Origin of the sequence: Pseudomonas sp. C9, from assembly GCF_002000165.1 — a bacterium.
GTDB lineage: Bacteria > Pseudomonadota > Gammaproteobacteria > Pseudomonadales > Pseudomonadaceae > Aquipseudomonas.
The window spans coordinates 2,223,894-2,243,743 of record NZ_MPAK01000001.1; the positions used below are offsets into that span (position 1 = coordinate 2,223,894).

The following is a 19,850-nucleotide window of genomic DNA, read 5'->3' on the forward strand; positions in this document are numbered from 1 at the left end:
CCATCATTCTTATTCGGCTGATTCCACTGCGGCGATCATCCGCACCACGTCCACTGTTTCGGCTACATCATGGACGCGCAATATACGCGCCCCCTTGGCCGAAGCCAGCGCCGCAAGCGCCAGACCACCGTACAGACGCTCTCCAACCGGACGATTCAAGGCTTGACCAATCATGCTCTTTCGCGAAACCCCGACCAACAGGGGCCGCCCCAAGGCATGCAAGGCTTGCATATGCTTAAACAAGCTTAGATTGTGCTGCAAGGTTTTCGCGAAGCCAAAACCCGGATCCAGAATAATTCGCTCTGGCGGGATACCCACCGATGCACACTGCTCCATGCGCCCGACGAGAAATTCGCCTACTTCTCTGGTTACGTCCTGATAATGCGGATTATCCTGCATGTCGCCCGGCTCGCCGAGCATGTGCATCAGACACACCGGCAGCCCGGTAGCCGCCGCTGCATCCAGGGCACCGTCCCGACGCAACGAACGCACATCATTGATCAACCCCGCACCCAACCGCGCAGTCTCGCGCATGACCGCTGGCGTGGAGGTATCGACAGAAATAATCACATCGAGCTCGCGATTGATTCGCTCAACGATAGGCGCTACGCGCTCCAGCTCCTCAAGCGGTGAAACCGCACGGGCACCAGGGCGGGTCGATTCGCCACCGACATCAATCAGCGTCGCACCCGCCGCCACCATCGACTCGGCATGACGCAGCGCAGCATCGAGCTGACTGTATCGACCACCATCAGAAAAGGAATCGGGTGTGACATTGAGGATACCCATGACATGCGTCTGGGCCAAATCAAGAACCCGGTTGCCGCAAGGCAACCGGGTCGAAGACGGAACTAAAGTCATTTCAAACCTTATACGTCAGCAGCCGGACCGCCGATCGGTGTTTCCGGACGCTCATCCTGCACCACCGGAGGTGTACCGGAAGTACCGGTGCCACCCGACCAGTCACGAGGCTCGCGAGGCGCACGACCCGCCATGATGTCATCGATCTGATCGGCATCGATCGTCTCGTACTTCATCAAGGCATCGGCCATTGCATCAAGCTTGTCACGGTTGTCCGTGAGGATCTGTTTGGCCGTACCGTAGCACTGGTCAATGATGCTGCGCACTTCGGAGTCAATCAGCTTGGCTGTCTCACCAGAGAAACTTGCACTCTGGCCGCCACCGCCGCGACCGAGGAATACTTCACCCTCTTCTTCGGCATACATCAATGGACCGAGTTTTTCCGACAAGCCCCACTTGGTGACCATGTTCCGCGCGATCTGGCTGGCACGCATGATGTCGTTGGACGCACCTGTGGTGACACCATCGAAACCCAAGGTCATTTCTTCAGCGATACGACCACCGTACAGCGAGCAGATCTGGCTGATCAGCGCGCGCTTGGACAGGCTGTATCGGTCTTCTTCAGGCAGGAACATGGTCACACCCAGCGCACGACCGCGCGGGATGATCGAGACTTTATAGACCGGATCATGCTCAGGCACGACACGACCAACAATTGCGTGGCCAGCTTCGTGATAAGCGGTGTTCTGCTTTTCCTTCTCGGACATGACCATGGATTTGCGCTCGGCACCCATCATGATCTTGTCTTTCGCCAGCTCGAACTCTTTCATTTCAACAATGCGCTTGCCGGCACGTGCAGCGAACAACGAAGCTTCGTTCACCAGGTTAGCCAAGTCAGCACCGGAAAAACCTGGTGTACCACGCGCGATCACCGCTGGAGCAACATCGTCACCCATCGGCACTTTACGCATGTGCACCTTGAGAATCTGTTCGCGACCACGAATATCCGGCAGACCGACCACAACCTGACGGTCGAAGCGGCCTGGACGCAGCAACGCAGGGTCCAATACGTCCGGACGGTTAGTTGCCGCAATAACGATGATGCCGTCATTCATTTCAAAGCCGTCCATCTCCACCAGCAACTGGTTGAGAGTCTGCTCGCGCTCATCGTGACCGCCGCCCATGCCGGCGCCACGATGGCGACCGACGGCGTCGATTTCGTCGATGAAGATGATGCATGGCGCATGTTTCTTGGCCTGCTCGAACATATCGCGAACACGGCTGGCACCGACACCAACAAACATTTCAACGAAGTCGGAACCGGAAATGGTGAAGAACGGTACTTTCGCTTCGCCGGCAATCGCCTTGGCCAGCAAGGTTTTACCGGTACCCGGAGGGCCGACCATCAGCACACCACGAGGAATACGGCCGCCCAGGCGCTGGAATTTGCCCGGATCACGGAGAAACTCGACCAGTTCGCCGACTTCTTCCTTGGCTTCGTCACAACCGGCAACGTCAGCCAGAGTGGTTTTCACCTGATCTTCAGAGAGCAGGCGCGCCTTGCTCTTGCCGAAGCTCATCGGCCCACCCTTGCCACCGGCTCCGCCCTGCATCTGCCGCATGAAGAACATGAACACGGCGATGATCACCAGGATCGGGAAGCTTGCGACCAGGAGTTGAGTCCAGATGCTTTGCTGTTCAGGCTGCTTGCCCTCGACCACGACGTGGTTGTCCACGAGGTCGCCGATCAGACCGTTGTCCTGGATTGCCGGACGAATGGTCTTGAAGCTGTCGCCATCGGTGCGTTTACCGGTAATCACGTAGCCGTCAACCGCTACGCGCTCGACCTTGCCATCCTTGACCTGCTGGATGAAGTCGGAATAGTTGAGGGTCTGCGGCTCGTTAGGGCTGGAGAAGTTGTTCATCACTGTCACCAGGACAGCCGCGATGATCAACCACAGGATCAGATTCTTTGCCATATCGTTCAATTAACTACCCTCTGAAGCAAGCTCCGCTAATGGCGCGCGCTTCGCATGATATTCACCGGCCTAACTTACTACATTACCTACGGCTCTGGCAGGCGCCGTCTGTAACCCTTTGTGAAACACTTTCTACACAATATTCGCTAATGCTCACGGGGCGAAATACGAAAAACCTATCGCCCCGCCAAAAAACCTCGTTTTACTCACTACGCCCGCGGTAACCCCAAGCCAGCATGTATTGCTCGCGGGAACTGCCACGAGAAGAGTCTGGCTTGATCATCTGGATCTTGTCGAATTTCCGACGAGCATCCTTCAGGTAAACATCAAACCCTTCGCCCTGAAAAATCTTGATCACGAAATTACCACCCGGCTTGAGTATCCGTTCCGCCAAATCAAGCGCCAGCTCGCAAAGAAACATGGCTTTTGGCATGTCCACTTCAGGCGTACCACTCATATTGGGGGCCATATCGGAAATCACAAGGTCCACCTGCGAATTACCCACGGCTTCAAGGATCCGCGCGAGCACTTTGTCCTCGGTGAAGTCGCCCTGGATGAAAGTCACGTCCGGAATGCTGTCCATTTCCAGAATGTCCGAGGCGATCAGGCGCCCCTGACCACCGATCAGACGGCTAGTCACCTGCGACCAACCCCCGGGCGCCGCACCCAGGTCGACAACGCTCATGCCGGGACGGATCAGATTGTATTTCTCCTGGACCTCCAGAAGTTTGTAACTCGCACGCGAGCGGTAGCCATCCTTCTGCGCCTGCTTCACATAGGGATCGTTGACATGTCTTTTCAGCCAACCAAGGCTTGTCTTGGAACGCGCCATTGGGCACCTCGATGATAAGGGTCGTGATTAATTGGGCGGATCCACGAGCCCTCGGGTAAAATGGCCGCCATTTTACAGAATCCAGACGAAAGGGTCAGATTATGCCGCTCACTCAAGAGCAGAAGAAACAGTACAAATCCATTGGCCACCATCTGAAACCAGTTTTGATTGTGGCTGACAACGGTTTGACTGAAGGTGTGTTAGCCGAATTTGAACGCGCTTTGGCGGATCACGAGCTGATCAAAATCAAGCTCAACATCCTCGATCGCGAATCGCGCCTGGCGACCATTGCAGAACTCTGCAAGGTTGGCAAAGGGGATCTGGTTCAAGTCATCGGCAAGATGGCACTGATTTACCGCAAGAACTTCAGCGTCAACAAGCAGCTGTCGAACGTCCATCGCTTCAAGTGATGACAAGGGTCAAGGGTGTGCCTCGCGCACCCTGCCACTCCCTCCTGGCACCGGTTGTAACACCAGCAGCAGCCCGGAAAACCCCAACACCAGATAGCTGAACACCTGCCAACGCACCGCATCCGGCCAAGCAAAGCGCACCGCGAAAAACATCGCACACGCATACAGCGCCACCAGCAGCAGTTGCCCGCGAATATCGCGCCATAGACTGGCAAGGCCCTCGGTCTGAACCAGCACCAAAGCCTGAAAAATCACACACGCTGCGGCAAATCCCACCATCAGCGCATTCAGCATGCCTGCAATTTCGTCGATCAGCAGCGGCGCCAGGCCTATTTGACCCAGCGCCGGCGCCAGACCGATGTGTAACAGCCACAGGCCGCCAACCCACAACATCTGAGTCAGCTGCCAAACCATCGCGCCCGCACGTAGCGGGCGCAGGTCTTTAGATGTGGCGAACTTCGACAATCTCGTACTCGATGACGCCGCTTGGCGTTTTCACCGCCACCACATCACCCTCTTCCTTGGCAATCAAGGCGCGGGCCAGTGGCGATCCAACCGAAATCTTGCCCAGTTTGAAATCAGCCTCGTCTTCACCAACGATGTGGTAAGTCACGCGCTCATCCGTCTCAACGTTGGCAATCTCAACGGTGGTACCGAAAATCACTTTGCCTGTGTGAGGAATGCTCGTAACGTCGATGATGACCTGATTCTGAATCCGGCCTTCGATGTCACGAATACGCGCCTCGACCATACCCTGCTGCTCACGAGCAGCGTGGTATTCGGCGTTTTCCTTCAAGTCACCCAACTCGCGGGCCGTACCGATGTCCTGGCTGAGCTTCGGACGGACGACCTTGGTCAGGTGAGTATGTTCTTCTTCCAGGGCGCGAGCGCCCTGAACAGTCATTGGGTACTTGGTTATGCTCATGCCTTCAATCCTGCGTGTAGATCCTGCAAGCGGCGCACGGTCTTCTCGGGACCGAACTTCAGCGCTTCGCAGATAGCTTCGCCAGCAGCAATAGTCGTGGTGCAGTAGATCTTGTGCTGCAAGGCATTACGACGAATGGAGTACGAATCAGCGATCGACTGACGGCCTTCGGTGGTGTTGATGATCAGGGTGACTTCGTCATTCTTGATCATGTCGACCACGTGCGGACGACCCTCGGTCACCTTGTTCACACGACGCACTTTCAGGCCTGCGGCTTCGATCAGCTTGGCAGTACCGGCGGTGGCAACCACTTCGAAGCCCAAGTTGATCAGATCACGAGCCACGCCTGCAACCAGTGGCTTGTCGTCATCACGCACGCTGATGAATGCGGTACCGCCGGTCGGCAGCACTTCGCTGGCGCCCATCTGGGCCTTGGCGAATGCTTCGCCGAAGGTATCGCCCACGCCCATCACTTCACCGGTGGACTTCATCTCTGGGCCCAGGATCGGGTCCACGCCAGGGAATTTGGCGAATGGGAACACCGCCTCTTTCACGCTGTAGAAGTTCGGAATGATTTCTTTGGTGAAACCGATTTCTTTCAGGGTTTTACCAGCCATCACGCGAGCGGCGATCATGGCCAGGGACACACCGATGCACTTGGACACGAACGGTACGGTACGGGAAGCGCGCGGGTTGACTTCGATGACGTAGATGTCTTCGCCTTGCAGCGCCAACTGAACGTTCATCAGGCCGACAACGCCGAGTTCCAGGGCCATTTTCTTGACCTGTTCGCGCATCTCGTCCTGGATGTGAGCAGGCAGCGAGTACGGCGGCAGGGAGCACGCGGAGTCACCGGAGTGAACGCCAGCCTGCTCAATGTGCTGCATGATCGCGCCGATCACCACGTCGGTGCCGTCGCAAACCGCATCCACGTCCATTTCGATGGCGCAGTTGAGGAAGTGGTCGAGCAGCACAGGGCTGTCGTTCGACACTTTCACCGCATCACGCAGGTAGCGCTTGAGCTCTTCTTCTTCGTAGACGATTTCCATCGCGCGACCGCCCAGTACGTAGGACGGACGAACCACTAGCGGGTAACCGATCTTGGTGGCAGCACGAATCGCTTCGTCTTCGCTGCGCACGGTGGCGTTTGGCGGCTGACGCAGGTTCAGACGCTCGACCATTTGCTGGAAGCGCTCACGGTCTTCGGCGCGGTCGATGGCATCAGGGCTGGTACCGATGATTGGTACGCCGGCTTCTTCCAGGGCACGCGCCAGTTTCAGCGGGGTTTGGCCGCCATACTGGACGATCACGCCTTTGGGCTTCTCGACGCGAACGATTTCCAGCACGTCTTCCAGGGTAACCGGTTCGAAGTACAGGCGATCGGAAGTGTCGTAGTCGGTGGAAACGGTTTCCGGGTTGCAGTTGACCATGATGGTCTCGTAACCGTCTTCACGCAGGGCCAGTGCCGCGTGTACGCAGCAGTAGTCGAACTCGATACCCTGGCCGATACGGTTTGGACCGCCGCCCAGGATCATGATCTTGTCGCGGCCCGACGGCGCGGCTTCGCACTCTTCCTCGTAAGTCGAGTACATGTAGGCGGTGTCGGTGGCGAACTCGGCCGCGCAGGTGTCAACGCGCTTGTAGACCGGGTAGATTTCCAGCTTGTGACGGTGACGACGCAGCGCCTTCTCGGTCACGCCCAGCAGCTTGGCCAGACGCATGTCGGAGAAGCCTTTGCGCTTGAGGCGGAACATCAAGTCGCGATCGATGCTAGTCAGACCGAGGGTCTTGACCTTCTCTTCTTCCTTGATCAGATCTTCGATCTGTACCAGGAACCACGGATCGATCATGTTCATGCCGAAGATGTCTTCGACCGACAGGCCGGCACGGAAGGCATCAGCCACGTACCAGATGCGCTCGGCGCCCGGCACGGTCAGTTCGCGCTTGAGCACGCTCATGCTTTCCGGGTTGCCCAGGTCGAGCTTCTCGTCCAGACCGCAAACGCCAACTTCCAGCCCGCGCAGGGCTTTCTGCAGGGATTCCTGGAAAGTCCGGCCGATGGCCATGACTTCACCGACCGACTTCATTTGAGTGGTCAGGCGGGCGTCGGCTTTCGGGAATTTCTCGAAGGCAAAACGTGGCAGCTTGGTCACGACGTAGTCGATGGACGGCTCGAAGGACGCAGGCGTAGCGCCGCCGGTAATTTCGTTCGACAGTTCGTCGAGGGTGTAGCCGATCGCCAGCTTGGCAGCGATACGCGCAATCGGGAAACCAGTGGCTTTCGAGGCCAGTGCCGAAGAGCGGGATACACGCGGGTTCATCTCGATCACGACCATACGGCCAGTGTCCGGGCAGATGCCGAACTGAACGTTGGAGCCGCCGGTTTCCACGCCGATCTCACGCAGTACCGCCAACGAGGCGTTACGCATGATCTGGTATTCCTTGTCCGTCAGGGTCTGTGCTGGCGCAACAGTGATCGAGTCACCGGTGTGCACGCCCATCGGGTCAAAGTTTTCGATCGAGCAGACGATGATGCAGTTGTCCTTCTTATCGCGGACAACCTCCATCTCGTACTCTTTCCAGCCGATCAGGGATTCGTCGATCAGCAGCTCTTTGGTCGGAGACAGGTCCAGACCACGGGCGCAGATTTCTTCGAACTCTTCACGGTTGTAAGCGATACCGCCACCGGTGCCGCCCATGGTGAAGGAAGGACGAATGATGCACGGGAAGCCCAGGCGCTCGAGAACGGCGTTGGCTTCTTCCATGCTGTGGGCGATACCCGAACGCGGGCAGTCCAGGCCGATGGACTTCATCGCCTTGTCGAAGCGCGAACGGTCTTCAGCCTTGTCGATGGTGTCCGCGTTGGCGCCGATCATCTCTACGCCGAACTTCTCCAGGACGCCTTCGCGCTCCAGGTCCAGTGCGCAGTTCAGAGCGGTCTGGCCGCCCATGGTTGGCAGCAGCGCATCCGGACGCTCTTTCTCGATGATCTTGGCAACGGTCTGCCACTTGATCGGCTCGATGTAAGTCGCGTCGGCCATGTCCGGGTCGGTCATGATGGTCGCCGGGTTGGAGTTCACCAGGATGACGCGGTAACCCTCTTCGCGCAGGGCCTTACAGGCCTGGGCGCCGGAGTAGTCGAATTCGCAGGCCTGGCCGATAACGATCGGGCCAGCGCCGAGAATCAGGATGCTTTTAATGTCTGTACGTTTTGGCATGGGTTTGTCACTCAAATCCGCAGGTCAGTCGGCAAGCCGTCTTGTTCAATCTTTGAAGCCTTGAGGGGGCCGCCGGTGTCGGGACCGCCCTCAAGCCTTGCACCAATAAAGGTGAGCGATCAGCGTCGCTTGGCCATCTCATTGATGAAGCGATCAAACAATGGCGCTACGTCGTTCGGGCCAGGGCTGGCTTCCGGGTGACCCTGGAAGCTGAAGGCGCTCTTGTCGGTACGCTCGATCCCTTGCAGGGTGCCGTCGAACAGCGATTTGTGGATCGCACGGACGTTGGCTGGCAGGGTCGCTTCGTCTACCGCAAAACCGTGGTTTTGGCTGGTGATCATCACCACACCGCTGTCCAGGTCCTGGACCGGGTGGTTGGCACCGTGGTGGCCGTGACCCATTTTCAGAGTCTTGGCGCCAGAGGCCAGGGCCAGCAGTTGGTGACCAAGGCAGATACCGAAGACCGGAATCTCGGTTTCCAGCACATCCTTGATCGCCTGAATCGCGTAGTCGCACGGCTCAGGGTCACCAGGACCGTTGGACAGGAACACGCCGTCCGGCTTCATCGCCAGAACGTCTGCGGCCGGAGTTTGTGCTGGCACCACGGTCACGCGGCAACCGCGCTCGACCAGCATGCGCAGGATGTTCAGCTTGACGCCGTAGTCGTAGGCGACCACGTGGTACGGCAGCTCGGAGGCTTCGATCGTCGCGTGGCTGTCGGTTTTCAGATCCCAGACCGTCGAGCGCCACTCGTATTGCTCTTTGGTGCTGACGACTTTGGCCAGGTCCATGCCCTTGAGGCCAGGGAAACCCTGTGCAGCGGCGATGGCGGCGGCTTCGGAAATGTTGTCACCGGCCATGATGCAGCCGTTCTGTGCGCCTTTCTCACGCAGGATGCGCGTCAGGCGGCGGGTGTCGATACCGGCGATAGCCACAACGTTGTTGGCTTTCAGGTAATCGGACAGGGACATCGTGTTACGCCAGTTGCTCGCAACCAGTGGCAGGTCACGGATGACCAGGCCAGCGGACCAGACGCGGTCGGATTCGGCGTCTTCCGGCGTGGTGCCGGTGTTGCCGATGTGCGGATAGGTCAGGGTAACGATCTGTTGGGCGTAGGAAGGATCGGTAAGGATTTCCTGATAGCCGGTCATTGCGGTGTTGAACACCACCTCACCAACGGTTTGACCGTCGGCTCCAATGGCTTCGCCGCGAAAAATGCTGCCATCAGCAAGGGCGAGTATGGCTGGCTTAGTCAAGAAGACCTCCCGTAAATAAAGCCTGAAAGGGCGATCGCAGGTTGTAAAAAAGCGGAGTGACGTATGGACACGTCACCCCGCTTCTTCACTGAATTATTCTGCGCGCTTTTAGTGGACACACTAAAGCTGTAGCTTACAGAAAAAGGCATTTTTGGTCTACCGCCAATGAGCCCGAAAGGCTGGAGAATGCGACAGGACGTCGCTTGGCGGTGTAAAACCGGGCTCAAACACTGTGCTTGAACCCGATTTCGGGCACATCTTAACGCAGATCGAGCACGTCTTGCATGTCGTAAAGGCCTGGCTCACGACCATCCAGCCACAACGCCGCTCGCACCGCGCCTTTGGCGAAGGTCATGCGACTGGACGCTTTATGCGTGATTTCCAGACGCTCGCCCTCACAGGCGAACAGCACCGTGTGATCGCCAACCACGTCACCACCGCGAACAGTGGCAAAGCCGATCGTTTCACGCTCACGCGCACCGGTATGACCTTCGCGACCATAGACCGCGACCTTTTGCAGATCACGATCCAGGGCGCTGGCGATCACTTCACCCATGCGCAACGCGGTGCCTGAAGGCGCGTCGATCTTGTGTCGGTGATGCGCTTCGATGATTTCGATATCCGCCTCATCACCCAGCACGCGTGCGGCCATGTCGAGCAACTTCAGCGACAGGTTGACGCCGACACTGAAATTGGCCGCGAACACGATCGGAATCTCCTTGCCCGCCTCAGCCAGCAACTGCTTCTGCGCCACATCCAGCCCGGTAGTGCCGATTACCATGGCCTTGCCGGTCTTGCGGCAGAACGCGAGGTTTTTCAGCATGACTTCCGGGAGCGTGAAGTCGATCAACACATCGAACTCGTCAGCGACCGCGTCCAGATTGCCGGACAACGGCACACCGATACGCCCCAGCGAGGCCAGCTCACCGGCATCTACGCCAATCAGCGTGCTACCAGGACGAACGATGGCCGCCGTCAAGCCGGTCAGCGGCGCGCGCTGCTGCACGGCCTCGACCAGAATTTTGCCCATGCGCCCGGCAGCGCCCATCACAGCTATACGTCGCATGCCGACTCCTTACAAATCGCCGAAGAAGCGCTTCACACCTTCAAACCAACCGGTGGTTTTGGGCGAATGGCTGTTGTCGTCTGCCAGAGAGCTACGGAACTCTTCCAGCAATTCACGCTGACGACGACCCAGATTGACAGGGGTTTCGACCGCGACACGGCACATCAGGTCACCCGCACCGCCGCCACGCACCGGCGCGACGCCTTTGCCGCGAACGCGGAACTGCTTGCCGGTCTGGGTCCCCTCAGGGATCTTCAGTTTGACTCGACCATCAAGGGTCGGAATCTCCAGCTCACCGCCCAACGCCGCATCGACAAAACTGATCGGCACTTCGCAGAACAGGTGTTTGCCATCACGCTGGAAGATCGCGTGCTCGCGCACATTGATCACCACGTACAGGTCGCCAGTCGGCCCACCCTGAGCGCCCGCCTCGCCTTCGCCGGACAGACGAATGCGGTCACCGGTATCGACACCGGCCGGCACTTTCACGGAAAGGGTTTTGTACTCTTCAACACGGCCTTCGCCGTTGCAGGAGTTGCACGGGTCGGAAATGATCTTGCCCTGGCCATGGCAACGCGGGCAGGTCTGCTGCACCGAGAAGAAGCCCTGCTGCATGCGGACCTGGCCAATACCGCCGCAGGTCGGACAGGTGACTGGCGAGGAGCCTTTCTTGGCACCCGAGCCGTCGCACGGCTTGCAGTTGACCAGCGTCGGAACGCGGATATTCACGGTGGTACCGCGCACCGCCTCCTCCAGGTTCAGTTCCAGGGTGTAACGCAGGTCGCTGCCGCGCTGGGCACCGCCACGGGAACCGCCGCGACCGCCACCGAAGAAGTCACTGAAGACATCGCCAAAGATGTCGGAGAAGTTCTGACCGCCAAAACCGGCACCGCCGCCACCCATGCTCGGGTCGACACCGGCATGACCGTACTGGTCGTAGGCCGCGCGCTTGCTGGAATCTGACAACACTTCGTAGGCTTCGTTAGCCTCTTTGAACATTTCTTCCGACGCTTTGTCATCGGGATTACGGTCCGGGTGATGCTTCATCGCCAAGCGGCGGTAGGCCTTCTTCAGGTCTGCTTCGCTTGAGCCACGCTCAACACCCAATACTTCGTAATAGTCACGCTTTGTCATAAGTCTTTGCACTCTTGAGGACGTTCGGCAAACCTCTCCTGAGCCTTGCCAAACTCGTTGAGCCCCAATACAGGCCCGGACCCAACTCACGTCAATTCAACGATCCTGGTCTTTGATTCATTGCGGTACTTGCGGCTCGAAAAGCAGGAGCATTCCCGGCCATACCAGCAGCACGCGAACGCTGTCGCATGCTGTAAAAATTCGCGTATTCCAGACACGCCAACGCGGGAGCAAGCTCCCGCGCGGCGACATCCTACCAGTCACCGCCTAAAGGCAGTCAACCGGGCGACCAACAACTTACTTGTGGTCTTTGACTTCTTCGAACTCGGCATCGACAACGTCGTCAGCCTTTTCAGCTTTTTCGTCGTGCGGTGCCGCGCCTTCAGCAGGCTGAGCCTGTTCGGCGTACATCTTCTGCGCCACTGGAGCAGAGACTTTCGACAGTTCTTCAACCTTGGCTTCGATTGCAGCTTTGTCGTCGCCTTTGACAGCGGCTTCCAGAGCAACAACAGCAGCTTCGATCGCAGTCTTCTCTTCGGCAGTCACTTTATCGCCAGCGTCAGCGACCATTTTGCGAGTCGAGTGAACCAGCGCATCGCCCTGGTTGCGAGCGGTTGCCAGCTCTTCGAACTGGCGGTCTGCGTCGACGTTGGCTTCAGCATCGCGAATCATCTGCTGAATTTCTTCCTCGGACAGACCGGAGTTGGCCTTGATCACGATCGACTGAGTCTTGCCGGTGGCCTTGTCTTTGGCGCCTACGTGCAGAATGCCGTTGGCGTCGATGTCGAAGGTCACTTCAATTTGTGGCACGCCACGTGGTGCTGGTGGAATGTCGGCCAGGTCGAACTTGCCCAAGGACTTGTTCTGAGCCGCTTGCTTACGCTCACCTTGCAGCACGTGAATGGTCACAGCGCCCTGGTTGTCATCGGCAGTCGAGAACACTTGCGATTTCTTGGTAGGAATCGTGGTGTTTTTCTCGATCAGCGCGGTCATCACGCCGCCCATGGTTTCGATACCCAGGGTCAGCGGGCTGACGTCCAACAGCAGAACGTCTTTGACGTCACCGGCCAATACCGCGCCCTGGATAGCAGCACCCATGGCAACAGCTTCGTCCGGGTTCACGTCTTTACGAGCTTCTTTACCGAAGAACTCGGTTACCAGTTTCTGAACCAGTGGCATACGGGTCTGACCGCCTACCAGGATCACGTCGTTGATTGCGCCAACGTCGATACCGGAGTCTTTCAGAGCGATGCGGCAAGGCTCGATGGTGCGCTGAACCAGGTCTTCAACCAGTGCTTCCAACTTGGCGCGAGAAATCTTCACGTTCAAGTGCTTCGGACCGGTGGCGTCTGCAGTGATGTACGGCAGGTTCACGTCGGTCGACAGAGCAGAGGACAGCTCGATCTTGGCTTTTTCAGCGGCTTCTTTCAGGCGCTGCATGGCCAGCGGGTCACCTTTGAGGTTCATGCCGCTTTCTTTCTTGAATTCGTCAACGAGGTAGTCGATCAGACGAATGTCAAAGTCTTCACCGCCCAGGAACGTGTCACCGTTGGTGGCCAATACTTCGAACTGGTGCTCGCCATCAACTTCAGCGATTTCGATCACGGAAACGTCGAAAGTACCGCCGCCCAAGTCGTAAACGATCACGGTGTGATCGCCCTTCGCCTTGTCCATACCGTAAGCCAGTGCGGCTGCGGTTGGTTCGTTGATGATACGTTTTACGTCCAGACCCGCGATGCGGCCGGCGTCTTTGGTGGCTTGACGCTGGCTGTCGTTGAAGTAGGCCGGAACGGTGATGACCGCTTCAGTCACTGGCTCGCCGAGGTAGTCTTCGGCGGTCTTCTTCATTTTCTTCAGAATTTCAGCCGAGATTTGTGGCGGCGACATTTTCTGGCCGTTCACTTCTACCCACGCGTCGCCATTGTCAGCCTTGGCGATTTTGTAAGGGACCATCTTGATGTCTTTCTGTACGACTTCTTCGTCGAACTTACGACCGATCAGACGCTTCACCGCATACAAGGTGTTGTGCGGATTGGTCACAGCCTGACGCTTGGCCGACTGGCCAACGAGGATTTCGCCATCGTTGGCGTAAGCGATGATCGACGGCGTGGTACGCGCGCCTTCAGCGTTTTCAATAACTTTGGCTACGCCGTTTTCAAGTACGGAGACGCAGGAGTTGGTGGTCCCCAGGTCGATACCGATAATTTTGCCCATGTTCACTCTCCCGAAACTTTGGATTTGGTTGCCGCAGCAGTGGTGGCTAACTGCGGTAGCACTTAAACGCTTGACTTATAAATGGGGGCCTTGCGGCCATTTTCAAGCCTGCTCATCAATCGAAGGCGAAACTGGCGCAGGCGCCTTGCTGACCACGACCATGGCCGGGCGCAGCAGGCGGCCATTGAGCTGATAGCCCTTCTGGAACACCTTGAGCACGCTGTTCGGCTCGACATCGGCGCTTTCCTGCATGGCCATTGCCTGATGCTGAACGGCGTTGAACGGTTCGCCATGCGGATCGATCACTTCCAGCTGATAACGCTTCAGGGTGTCCTGGAACATTTTCAGGGTCAGCTCGATGCCTTCGCGCATTGGACGGATGCTTTCGTCGTCCGGGTTGGACAACTCCAGACCGCGCTCAAGGCTGTCGATGATCGGCAGCAAATCGCCCGCGAATTTCTCCAGGGCAAATTTGTGAGCCTTTTCTACATCCTGCTCGGCGCGACGGCGGACGTTCTGCAGATCGGCGGCTACACGCAAAGCCTGATCCTGCGCGCCTGCCAGTTGCTCTTCGAGCACTTGTACACGAGCCGTCAGGTCATCGCCCGAAGCTTGTGGAGCCTGATCGGCGTCTAGATTTTGCGTATCCACTGTCTGTTCGTCAGCCATAGATTTCTCCTTTCAATATCGTCCGCGAGCTCAACTCGCGCTTCTGTCCCGGTATATGGGGCCGCAAAATCCAGCTTCAAGGGGATTCGTGCGATTACCCTTACAAAAAGCGCTGCATTGCGATTACCCGATGCACCGGGCATTTCGTCAGGCCAAGCAAATCGAGCCAAGCGAGGCCATTGTCAGGCACAAATAAAACACTGTATAAATAACCAGACCTAAAGCCTGGGAGCGGCCTTTATGCTGGTGCACCTGTCCGTACATAACTACGCCATCGTTGAACATCTCGATCTCGAACTCGATCGCGGGATGAGCGTGATCACCGGGGAAACCGGCGCTGGCAAGTCGATCATGCTCGACGCCCTGGGCCTGACTCTGGGTGACCGCGCCGACAGCGGCGTGGTCCGCCCAGGCGCAGACAAGGCTGACATCCTGGCCACCTTCGACCTTGTTGATATTCCGGAAGCCAGTGCCTGGCTCGCCGAGCGCGACCTCGAAAGCGATGGTCCCTGCATCCTGCGTCGGGTCATCACTGCCGAAGGCCGCTCCCGCGGCTACATCAACGGTACGCCCTGCCCTCTCGGCGACCTCAAGGCCCTGGGCGAGTTGCTGATCGACATCCATAGCCAGCACGAACACCAATCGCTACTCAAGACCGACACCCACCGCCGCCTCCTCGACGAGTACGCCGGAGCCACGGACCTTGCCCGCCAGGTACAACTGGCTGCCCAGCGCTGGCGCCAGACGCGCCAGGAGCTCGAACGCCTTTCCAACTCCGGCGACGAGCAGCGCGCTCGCCATCAATTGCTCAGCTATCAACTCGAAGAACTCGAAAACCTCGGCCTCGGCGAAAACGAGCTGGAACAACTGGAGCAGGAACACAAGAACCTCACCAACGCCGAAACCCTGCTGGGCATCTGCCGACAAGTCGTCGAGCAATGCAGCGAAAGTGATTCCGGCAACGTCCTGAACGCCCTGACCGCCAGCCTCAACCGTCTTTCGAGCGTGAACAATTCAATCGGCGCCCTGGGCGAAGCCAGCAGCCTGCTGACCAGCGCACAAATCCAGGTAGAAGAAGCCGTGGGTGAGCTGAACCGCTTCCTCGATAACTTCGACGCCGACCCCGCGCGACTGCAATACCTTGAAGAACGCCTGGATGCGATCTACACCATGGCACGCAAGCACCGCATCCAGCCGACTGAAGTCGCGGAGATGCAGCAGCGGCTGCTGGATGAAATCGAAACCCTGAATGCCAACGACGAATCCATCGAGCGGCTCAGCGATGAGCTGGCCTCCTATGCCCGTCATTATCAGGAGCGCGCGCGTGAACTGAGTGACTTGCGCCATCAGGCGTCGAGCAGCCTGGCCAGCGCCGTGGAGCAGGAAATCCAGCGACTGGGCATGCCGGGGGGCCGCTTCACCATCGAACTACGACCCAACAGCAGCGATGAGCTGTTACCCAACGGGCTCGAACAGGTAGAACTGCTGGTGAGCGCCAACCCTGGACAGCCATTGAAAGCCTTGGCCAAAGTAGCTTCGGGTGGCGAACTGTCGCGGATCAGTCTCGCTATTCAGGTGATCACCGCACAAACCTCACGCGTACCAACACTGGTGTTCGACGAAGTGGACGTGGGTATCGGTGGTCCGACCGCCGAAATCGTCGGCCAACTGCTGCGTCGACTTGGGGAGCGGGGGCAGGTGCTGACAGTGACTCACTTGCCGCAAGTGGCAGCGCAGGGTCACCAACACCTGTTCGTACACAAGGTGCGGGGCGAGGATGCAACTCATACGGCTGTCTCCAAGCTGAGCAAAAATGATCGCATCGAAGAAGTGGCGCGGATGCTGGGAGGCATCGACCTCACCAAGGAATCTCTGGCACACGCGAAAAAAATGGTCGTTACCGCAAAAATTTAGGAACAGCAGACAGCACGAAGGCGACCCTGGGGTCGCCTTCGTTCGTTTCGCGAATCTGAAATTCGCGCGACATGCTTACTTTTTCTTGCGTACGTACAGCACCAGATTGTGATCAACCATCTCGAAACCATACTTGTCGACGATGGCTTTCTGCAGGCGCTCGATTTCTTCGTCGAAGAATTCGATCACTTCGCTGGTTTCGACGTTGACCATATGGTCGTGATGCTTGCCGTCATCCAGCTCAAAGACCGCGTGGCCTCCGTCGAAGTTGTGCCGCACCACAAGGCCAGCTGCCTCGAACTGAGTCAGTACACGGTAAACCGTGGCCAGACCGACGTCCTCACCAGCCTCCATCAGCGCCTTGTAAACATCTTCGGCACTCATGTGGCGTTGCTCGGCGGAATCGAGCATTTGCAGAATTTTGACCCGTGGCAGGGTCACTTTGAGGCCGGCTTTGCGTAGTTCGCTATTTTCAACCATGGTCAGCTTTCTCGCGATGCTGCTTCGCAGCTTCTCTTAATGCGGGTATGATCGGCGTTTACGTTGTCCCAGCCAAGATAGTGGAAGTCGCCCACCGATGCAAAACACCAAGCTCTTGCTAACCAGTTTCACCTTTGTGGGACTGCTCGCACTCGCCGGTTGTTCATTCCCCGGGGTTTACAAAATCGACATCCAGCAGGGCAATGTCGTCACGCAGGACATGATAGACCAGTTACGCCCGGGAATGACCCGCAAGCAAGTACGGTTTATCATGGGCAACCCTCTGTTGACTGACACGTTCCATGCCGATCGCTGGGATTATCTGTACAGCCTGCAACCGGGTGGCGGTGAACGCCAACAGGAACGCATTAGCGTTATCTTCAACCCAAATGACCAGCTTGTCAGCCTCTCTGGTGATTTCATGCCAGGCGTGAGCCGCGACGAAGCCATTCTCGGCAAGGACAGCGGCACCACAGTCGCTGCGCCAGTGGAAAACGTCGAGAAACCGAAACCAGAAAAACCGGCCAAGCCTGGTTCGTTGCTGGATCAGATCCAGAAGGACGTCGACGGTGTAGAAACCGTTCCAGTCCCGACGCCAGAACCGCTGGACACCACGCCGCAATAATTTGCGACGCAATAAAAAACCCGGAATGTCCGGGTTTTTTATTGTCTGGAATTTGATCGAATCACTGATTCCGTGCTTTGGCCTCGGCAGCCTTGGCTGCGCGCAACCGGCGAACCTCCTTCGGGTCGGCCAGCAAAGGTCTGTAAATCTCGATGCGATCCCCAGCCCGAACCCGTCGACTGTCCGGGTCAGCGATAACCTTGCCGAAAATCCCTACAGGACAAGCCGCCAGATCCAGCTCCGGAAACTCTGCACCAATGCCTGAGCATTGCACGGCGGCTCGCACCGTCGATGTTGCTGGCATCGTTACGCAGAGCAATACCTGGCGATCCACGGCGGCATACACCACTTCGACCTCAATCACCGACTCAACCATGTATCTGCTTGGCGCGCTGGCAGAACGCGTCCACCAGCGTGTTGGCCGCCTGATTGAACAAAGGCCCCAACGTTGCGCGAACAATCGGCCCGGCGTAGTCGAACGACAGGTCCAGACTGATCTTGCAGGCCTTCTCAGTCAGCGACTTGAACACCCACACGCCGTGCAATTGGGTGAAAGGACCTTCCTCGAGGTTCATTTCGATCGATTGCCCCGGCACCAGAGTATTTCTGGTGACGAAATGCTGGCTGAGGCCGCCCTTGGCCACACCCACGCTGGCACGCATGTACTCAGGCGAAATTTCCAGCACTTCGGCGGCCGAACACCACGGCAGAAACTCGGGGTAACGCGCTACGTCGTTGACCAGGTCATACAGCGCTTGTGCCGGATACGGCAGCAAGGCCGAACGTTGAATATGCGTCGTCATGTCAGCGTCACTTCCACAGCTGGGCGGCAAACACTACGAGAATGCCGATGGGCGCCACATAGCGCATCAAGAACAGGGACAGACCAAACAGCATCGGGCTGCGGATCGACAACTCGTCGCGCACCGCTTCACGCCCCATGATCCAGCCCGCAAACACCACGAAACACAAACCACCGAGTGGCAACATGATCCGTGAGGTAAAGAAATCGATCACACCAAAGAAGTCCAGACCACCGGTCGCCCCCCATTGGTAGAGGTGGAACATCCCGCCATCGTTCACGAAAAACTTGGCTTGCTTCCAGATATTGAAGGAAAACACGGTACCCAGACCGACGAACCAGCAGGAGAAAGCCAACCAGAACGTCACCCAGGCGCGGCGGATTTTGGTGCGTTCAACCAGGTAAGCCACCATGGGCTCAAGCAGCGAAATCGCCGAACTCCAGGCAGCCACCGCAACCAGCACGAAGAACACTACGCCCATCAACTGACCAAACGCTACGTTGCCGAAAGCAAATGGCAGGCTGACGAACATCAAGCCAGGGCCTTCGCTCGGGTTCAAGCCCGCTGCGAACACAAGCGGAAACAACGCCAGACCAGCCACCAGCGAAACGAACGTATCCAGCAGCGCCACGCCCACGACGGTCCCGGAAATCGACGAATGCTTTGGCATGTAGGCGCCATAGATCATGATCGAACCGACACCGACGCTCAGCGAGAAGAACGCGTGCCCCATGGCAGGCAGCAAACCGTCGAGTACTTTTTCCGGGTGGAAGTCGAACATGAAATGCACGCCTTCCATGAAGTGGCCGGTGGTCATGCTGTAACCCAGCAGCACGATGACCATCACAAACAGCAGCGGCATCATGATCCGCAAGCTGCGCTCAAGCCCGGCGACCACGCCTTTGGCGATCACCACGGCAGACAACAGCATGAAAATCGTGTGCCAAAGTGTCAGGCGCCACGGATCGGCGATCACATTGCCGAAGTACGCGCCGACCTGGTCAGCCGTCACGCCCTGGAAGTCGCCTCGCCCCATGTCGATGATGTAATCCAGCGACCAGCCACCGACCACACTGTAGAACGACAGGATCAGCAACGCCGTGATCATCCCGGCAAATGCGCCCCACGACCATTTGGCCGAATGCCCCGCTTCAAGCGCCAACACCTTCAAGGCGTTGGCCGGACTTTGCCGGGCACGACGGCCTATCAGGGTTTCGGCCAGCATGACCGGCACACCGATCAGCGCGATACAGGCCAGAAACATCAGCACGAAAGCGCCGCCGCCATAGACGCCGACCATGTAGGGGAATTTCCAGATACTACCCAGGCCCACGGCCGAACCGGTCGCGGCGAGTATGAAGACCCAGCGGCTAGCCCAACTGCCGTGGACAGAAACCTTGTCTGTCGACATCGTTATCACGCCCAAGCGTTCAAAAAAGAGGCCGCATTGTCCGGGATTCAATCAACCTGCTCAAGCACGTAGCGATACCGTAGCCGACTCGCGCGCAACTCCCTATAATGCCG

At 57.8% G+C, this 19,850-nt stretch carries 18 protein-coding genes; 3 read left to right on the forward strand and 15 right to left on the reverse strand.

The features are described from left to right. Positions 1-9: 9 nt before the first annotated feature. From folP to rlmE, 3 genes are all read right to left on the reverse strand, one after another. The gene (gene folP, locus BMS17_RS10515) at positions 10-861 is read right to left on the reverse strand and encodes a dihydropteroate synthase (RefSeq protein ID WP_046031927.1); all 852 of its coding nucleotides are present in this window, start codon (positions 859-861) and stop codon (positions 10-12) included. A gap of 8 nt (positions 862-869) precedes the next feature. Then, positions 870-2,780, reverse strand: a complete 1,911-nt coding sequence (ftsH, locus tag BMS17_RS10520; RefSeq protein WP_046031926.1) for an ATP-dependent zinc metalloprotease FtsH — start codon at positions 2,778-2,780, stop codon at positions 870-872. Positions 2,781-2,982: 202 nt separating this feature from the next. Next, entirely contained in the window at positions 2,983-3,612 is a 630-nt protein-coding gene (gene rlmE, locus BMS17_RS10525; protein WP_046031925.1) for a 23S rRNA (uridine(2552)-2'-O)-methyltransferase RlmE, read from the reverse strand. Positions 3,613-3,713: 101 nt separating this feature from the next. Between rlmE and BMS17_RS10530 the strand changes: the two genes are divergently transcribed. After that, positions 3,714-4,022, forward strand: a complete 309-nt coding sequence (locus tag BMS17_RS10530) for a YhbY family RNA-binding protein (RefSeq protein WP_046031924.1) — start codon at positions 3,714-3,716, stop codon at positions 4,020-4,022. A 9-nt stretch (positions 4,023-4,031) separates the two neighbouring features. On the opposite strand, the gene BMS17_RS10535 is transcribed toward BMS17_RS10530, so the two are convergent. The 8 genes from BMS17_RS10535 to grpE all read right to left on the reverse strand — a co-directional run bounded on the left by BMS17_RS10535 (position 4,032) and on the right by grpE (position 14,504). Further along, complete coding sequence (locus BMS17_RS10535; protein ID WP_046031923.1) at positions 4,032-4,436, reverse strand: hypothetical protein; 405 nt, start codon at positions 4,434-4,436, stop codon at positions 4,032-4,034. Between the two features lie 28 nt (positions 4,437-4,464). After that, a complete protein-coding gene (gene greA, locus BMS17_RS10540; RefSeq protein ID WP_046031963.1) occupies positions 4,465-4,941 on the reverse strand; it encodes a transcription elongation factor GreA in 477 nt (158 codons plus the stop codon). A 2-nt stretch (positions 4,942-4,943) separates the two neighbouring features. Continuing rightward, positions 4,944-8,165 (reverse strand): carbamoyl-phosphate synthase large subunit, encoded by a 3,222-nt coding sequence (gene carB, locus BMS17_RS10545; protein ID WP_046031922.1) that lies wholly within the window; start codon positions 8,163-8,165, stop codon positions 4,944-4,946. A gap of 119 nt (positions 8,166-8,284) precedes the next feature. After that, on the reverse strand, positions 8,285-9,421 hold the full coding sequence (gene carA, locus BMS17_RS10550) for a glutamine-hydrolyzing carbamoyl-phosphate synthase small subunit (RefSeq protein ID WP_046031921.1): 1,137 nt from the start codon (positions 9,419-9,421) through the stop codon (positions 8,285-8,287). 259 nt (positions 9,422-9,680) lie between these two features. Next, positions 9,681-10,487 (reverse strand): 4-hydroxy-tetrahydrodipicolinate reductase, encoded by an 807-nt coding sequence (gene dapB / locus BMS17_RS10555; protein WP_046031920.1) that lies wholly within the window; start codon positions 10,485-10,487, stop codon positions 9,681-9,683. Positions 10,488-10,496: 9 nt separating this feature from the next. Next, complete coding sequence (dnaJ, locus tag BMS17_RS10560; protein WP_046031919.1) at positions 10,497-11,621, reverse strand: molecular chaperone DnaJ; 1,125 nt, start codon at positions 11,619-11,621, stop codon at positions 10,497-10,499. A gap of 297 nt (positions 11,622-11,918) precedes the next feature. Further along, positions 11,919-13,835, reverse strand: coding sequence for a molecular chaperone DnaK (dnaK, locus tag BMS17_RS10565; RefSeq protein WP_007942898.1), 1,917 nt, complete (start codon positions 13,833-13,835; stop codon positions 11,919-11,921). Positions 13,836-13,937: 102 nt separating this feature from the next. Then, positions 13,938-14,504: a nucleotide exchange factor GrpE gene (gene grpE, locus BMS17_RS10570; protein WP_046031918.1), complete on the reverse strand. Its 567-nt coding sequence runs from the start codon at positions 14,502-14,504 to the stop codon at positions 13,938-13,940. A gap of 240 nt (positions 14,505-14,744) precedes the next feature. On the opposite strand from grpE, the gene recN reads away from it, so the two are divergent. Continuing rightward, complete coding sequence (recN, locus tag BMS17_RS10580; RefSeq protein ID WP_046031917.1) at positions 14,745-16,418, forward strand: DNA repair protein RecN; 1,674 nt, start codon at positions 14,745-14,747, stop codon at positions 16,416-16,418. A gap of 75 nt (positions 16,419-16,493) precedes the next feature. Here recN and fur read toward each other — a convergent pair whose 3' ends face one another. Further along, the gene (gene fur / locus BMS17_RS10585; protein WP_003197684.1) at positions 16,494-16,898 is read right to left on the reverse strand and encodes a ferric iron uptake transcriptional regulator; all 405 of its coding nucleotides are present in this window, start codon (positions 16,896-16,898) and stop codon (positions 16,494-16,496) included. 97 nt (positions 16,899-16,995) lie between these two features. Here fur and BMS17_RS10590 point away from each other — a divergent pair, with 97 nt between their 5' ends. Beyond that, positions 16,996-17,523, forward strand: coding sequence for an outer membrane protein assembly factor BamE (locus tag BMS17_RS10590; RefSeq protein WP_046031916.1), 528 nt, complete (start codon positions 16,996-16,998; stop codon positions 17,521-17,523). A 61-nt stretch (positions 17,524-17,584) separates the two neighbouring features. Here BMS17_RS10590 and BMS17_RS10595 read toward each other — a convergent pair whose 3' ends face one another. The 3 genes from BMS17_RS10595 to BMS17_RS10605 are packed head-to-tail and all read right to left on the reverse strand — an operon-like array spanning position 17,585 to position 19,737. Further along, positions 17,585-17,899, reverse strand: coding sequence for an RnfH family protein (locus tag BMS17_RS10595; RefSeq protein ID WP_046031915.1), 315 nt, complete (start codon positions 17,897-17,899; stop codon positions 17,585-17,587). After that, entirely contained in the window at positions 17,892-18,326 is a 435-nt protein-coding gene (locus BMS17_RS10600) for a type II toxin-antitoxin system RatA family toxin (protein WP_046031914.1), read from the reverse strand. The genes BMS17_RS10595 and BMS17_RS10600 overlap by 8 nt, the downstream gene beginning before the upstream one ends. 7 nt (positions 18,327-18,333) lie before the next feature. Beyond that, positions 18,334-19,737, reverse strand: coding sequence for a sodium-dependent transporter (locus tag BMS17_RS10605; RefSeq protein WP_046031913.1), 1,404 nt, complete (start codon positions 19,735-19,737; stop codon positions 18,334-18,336). Positions 19,738-19,850 lie beyond the last annotated feature (113 nt).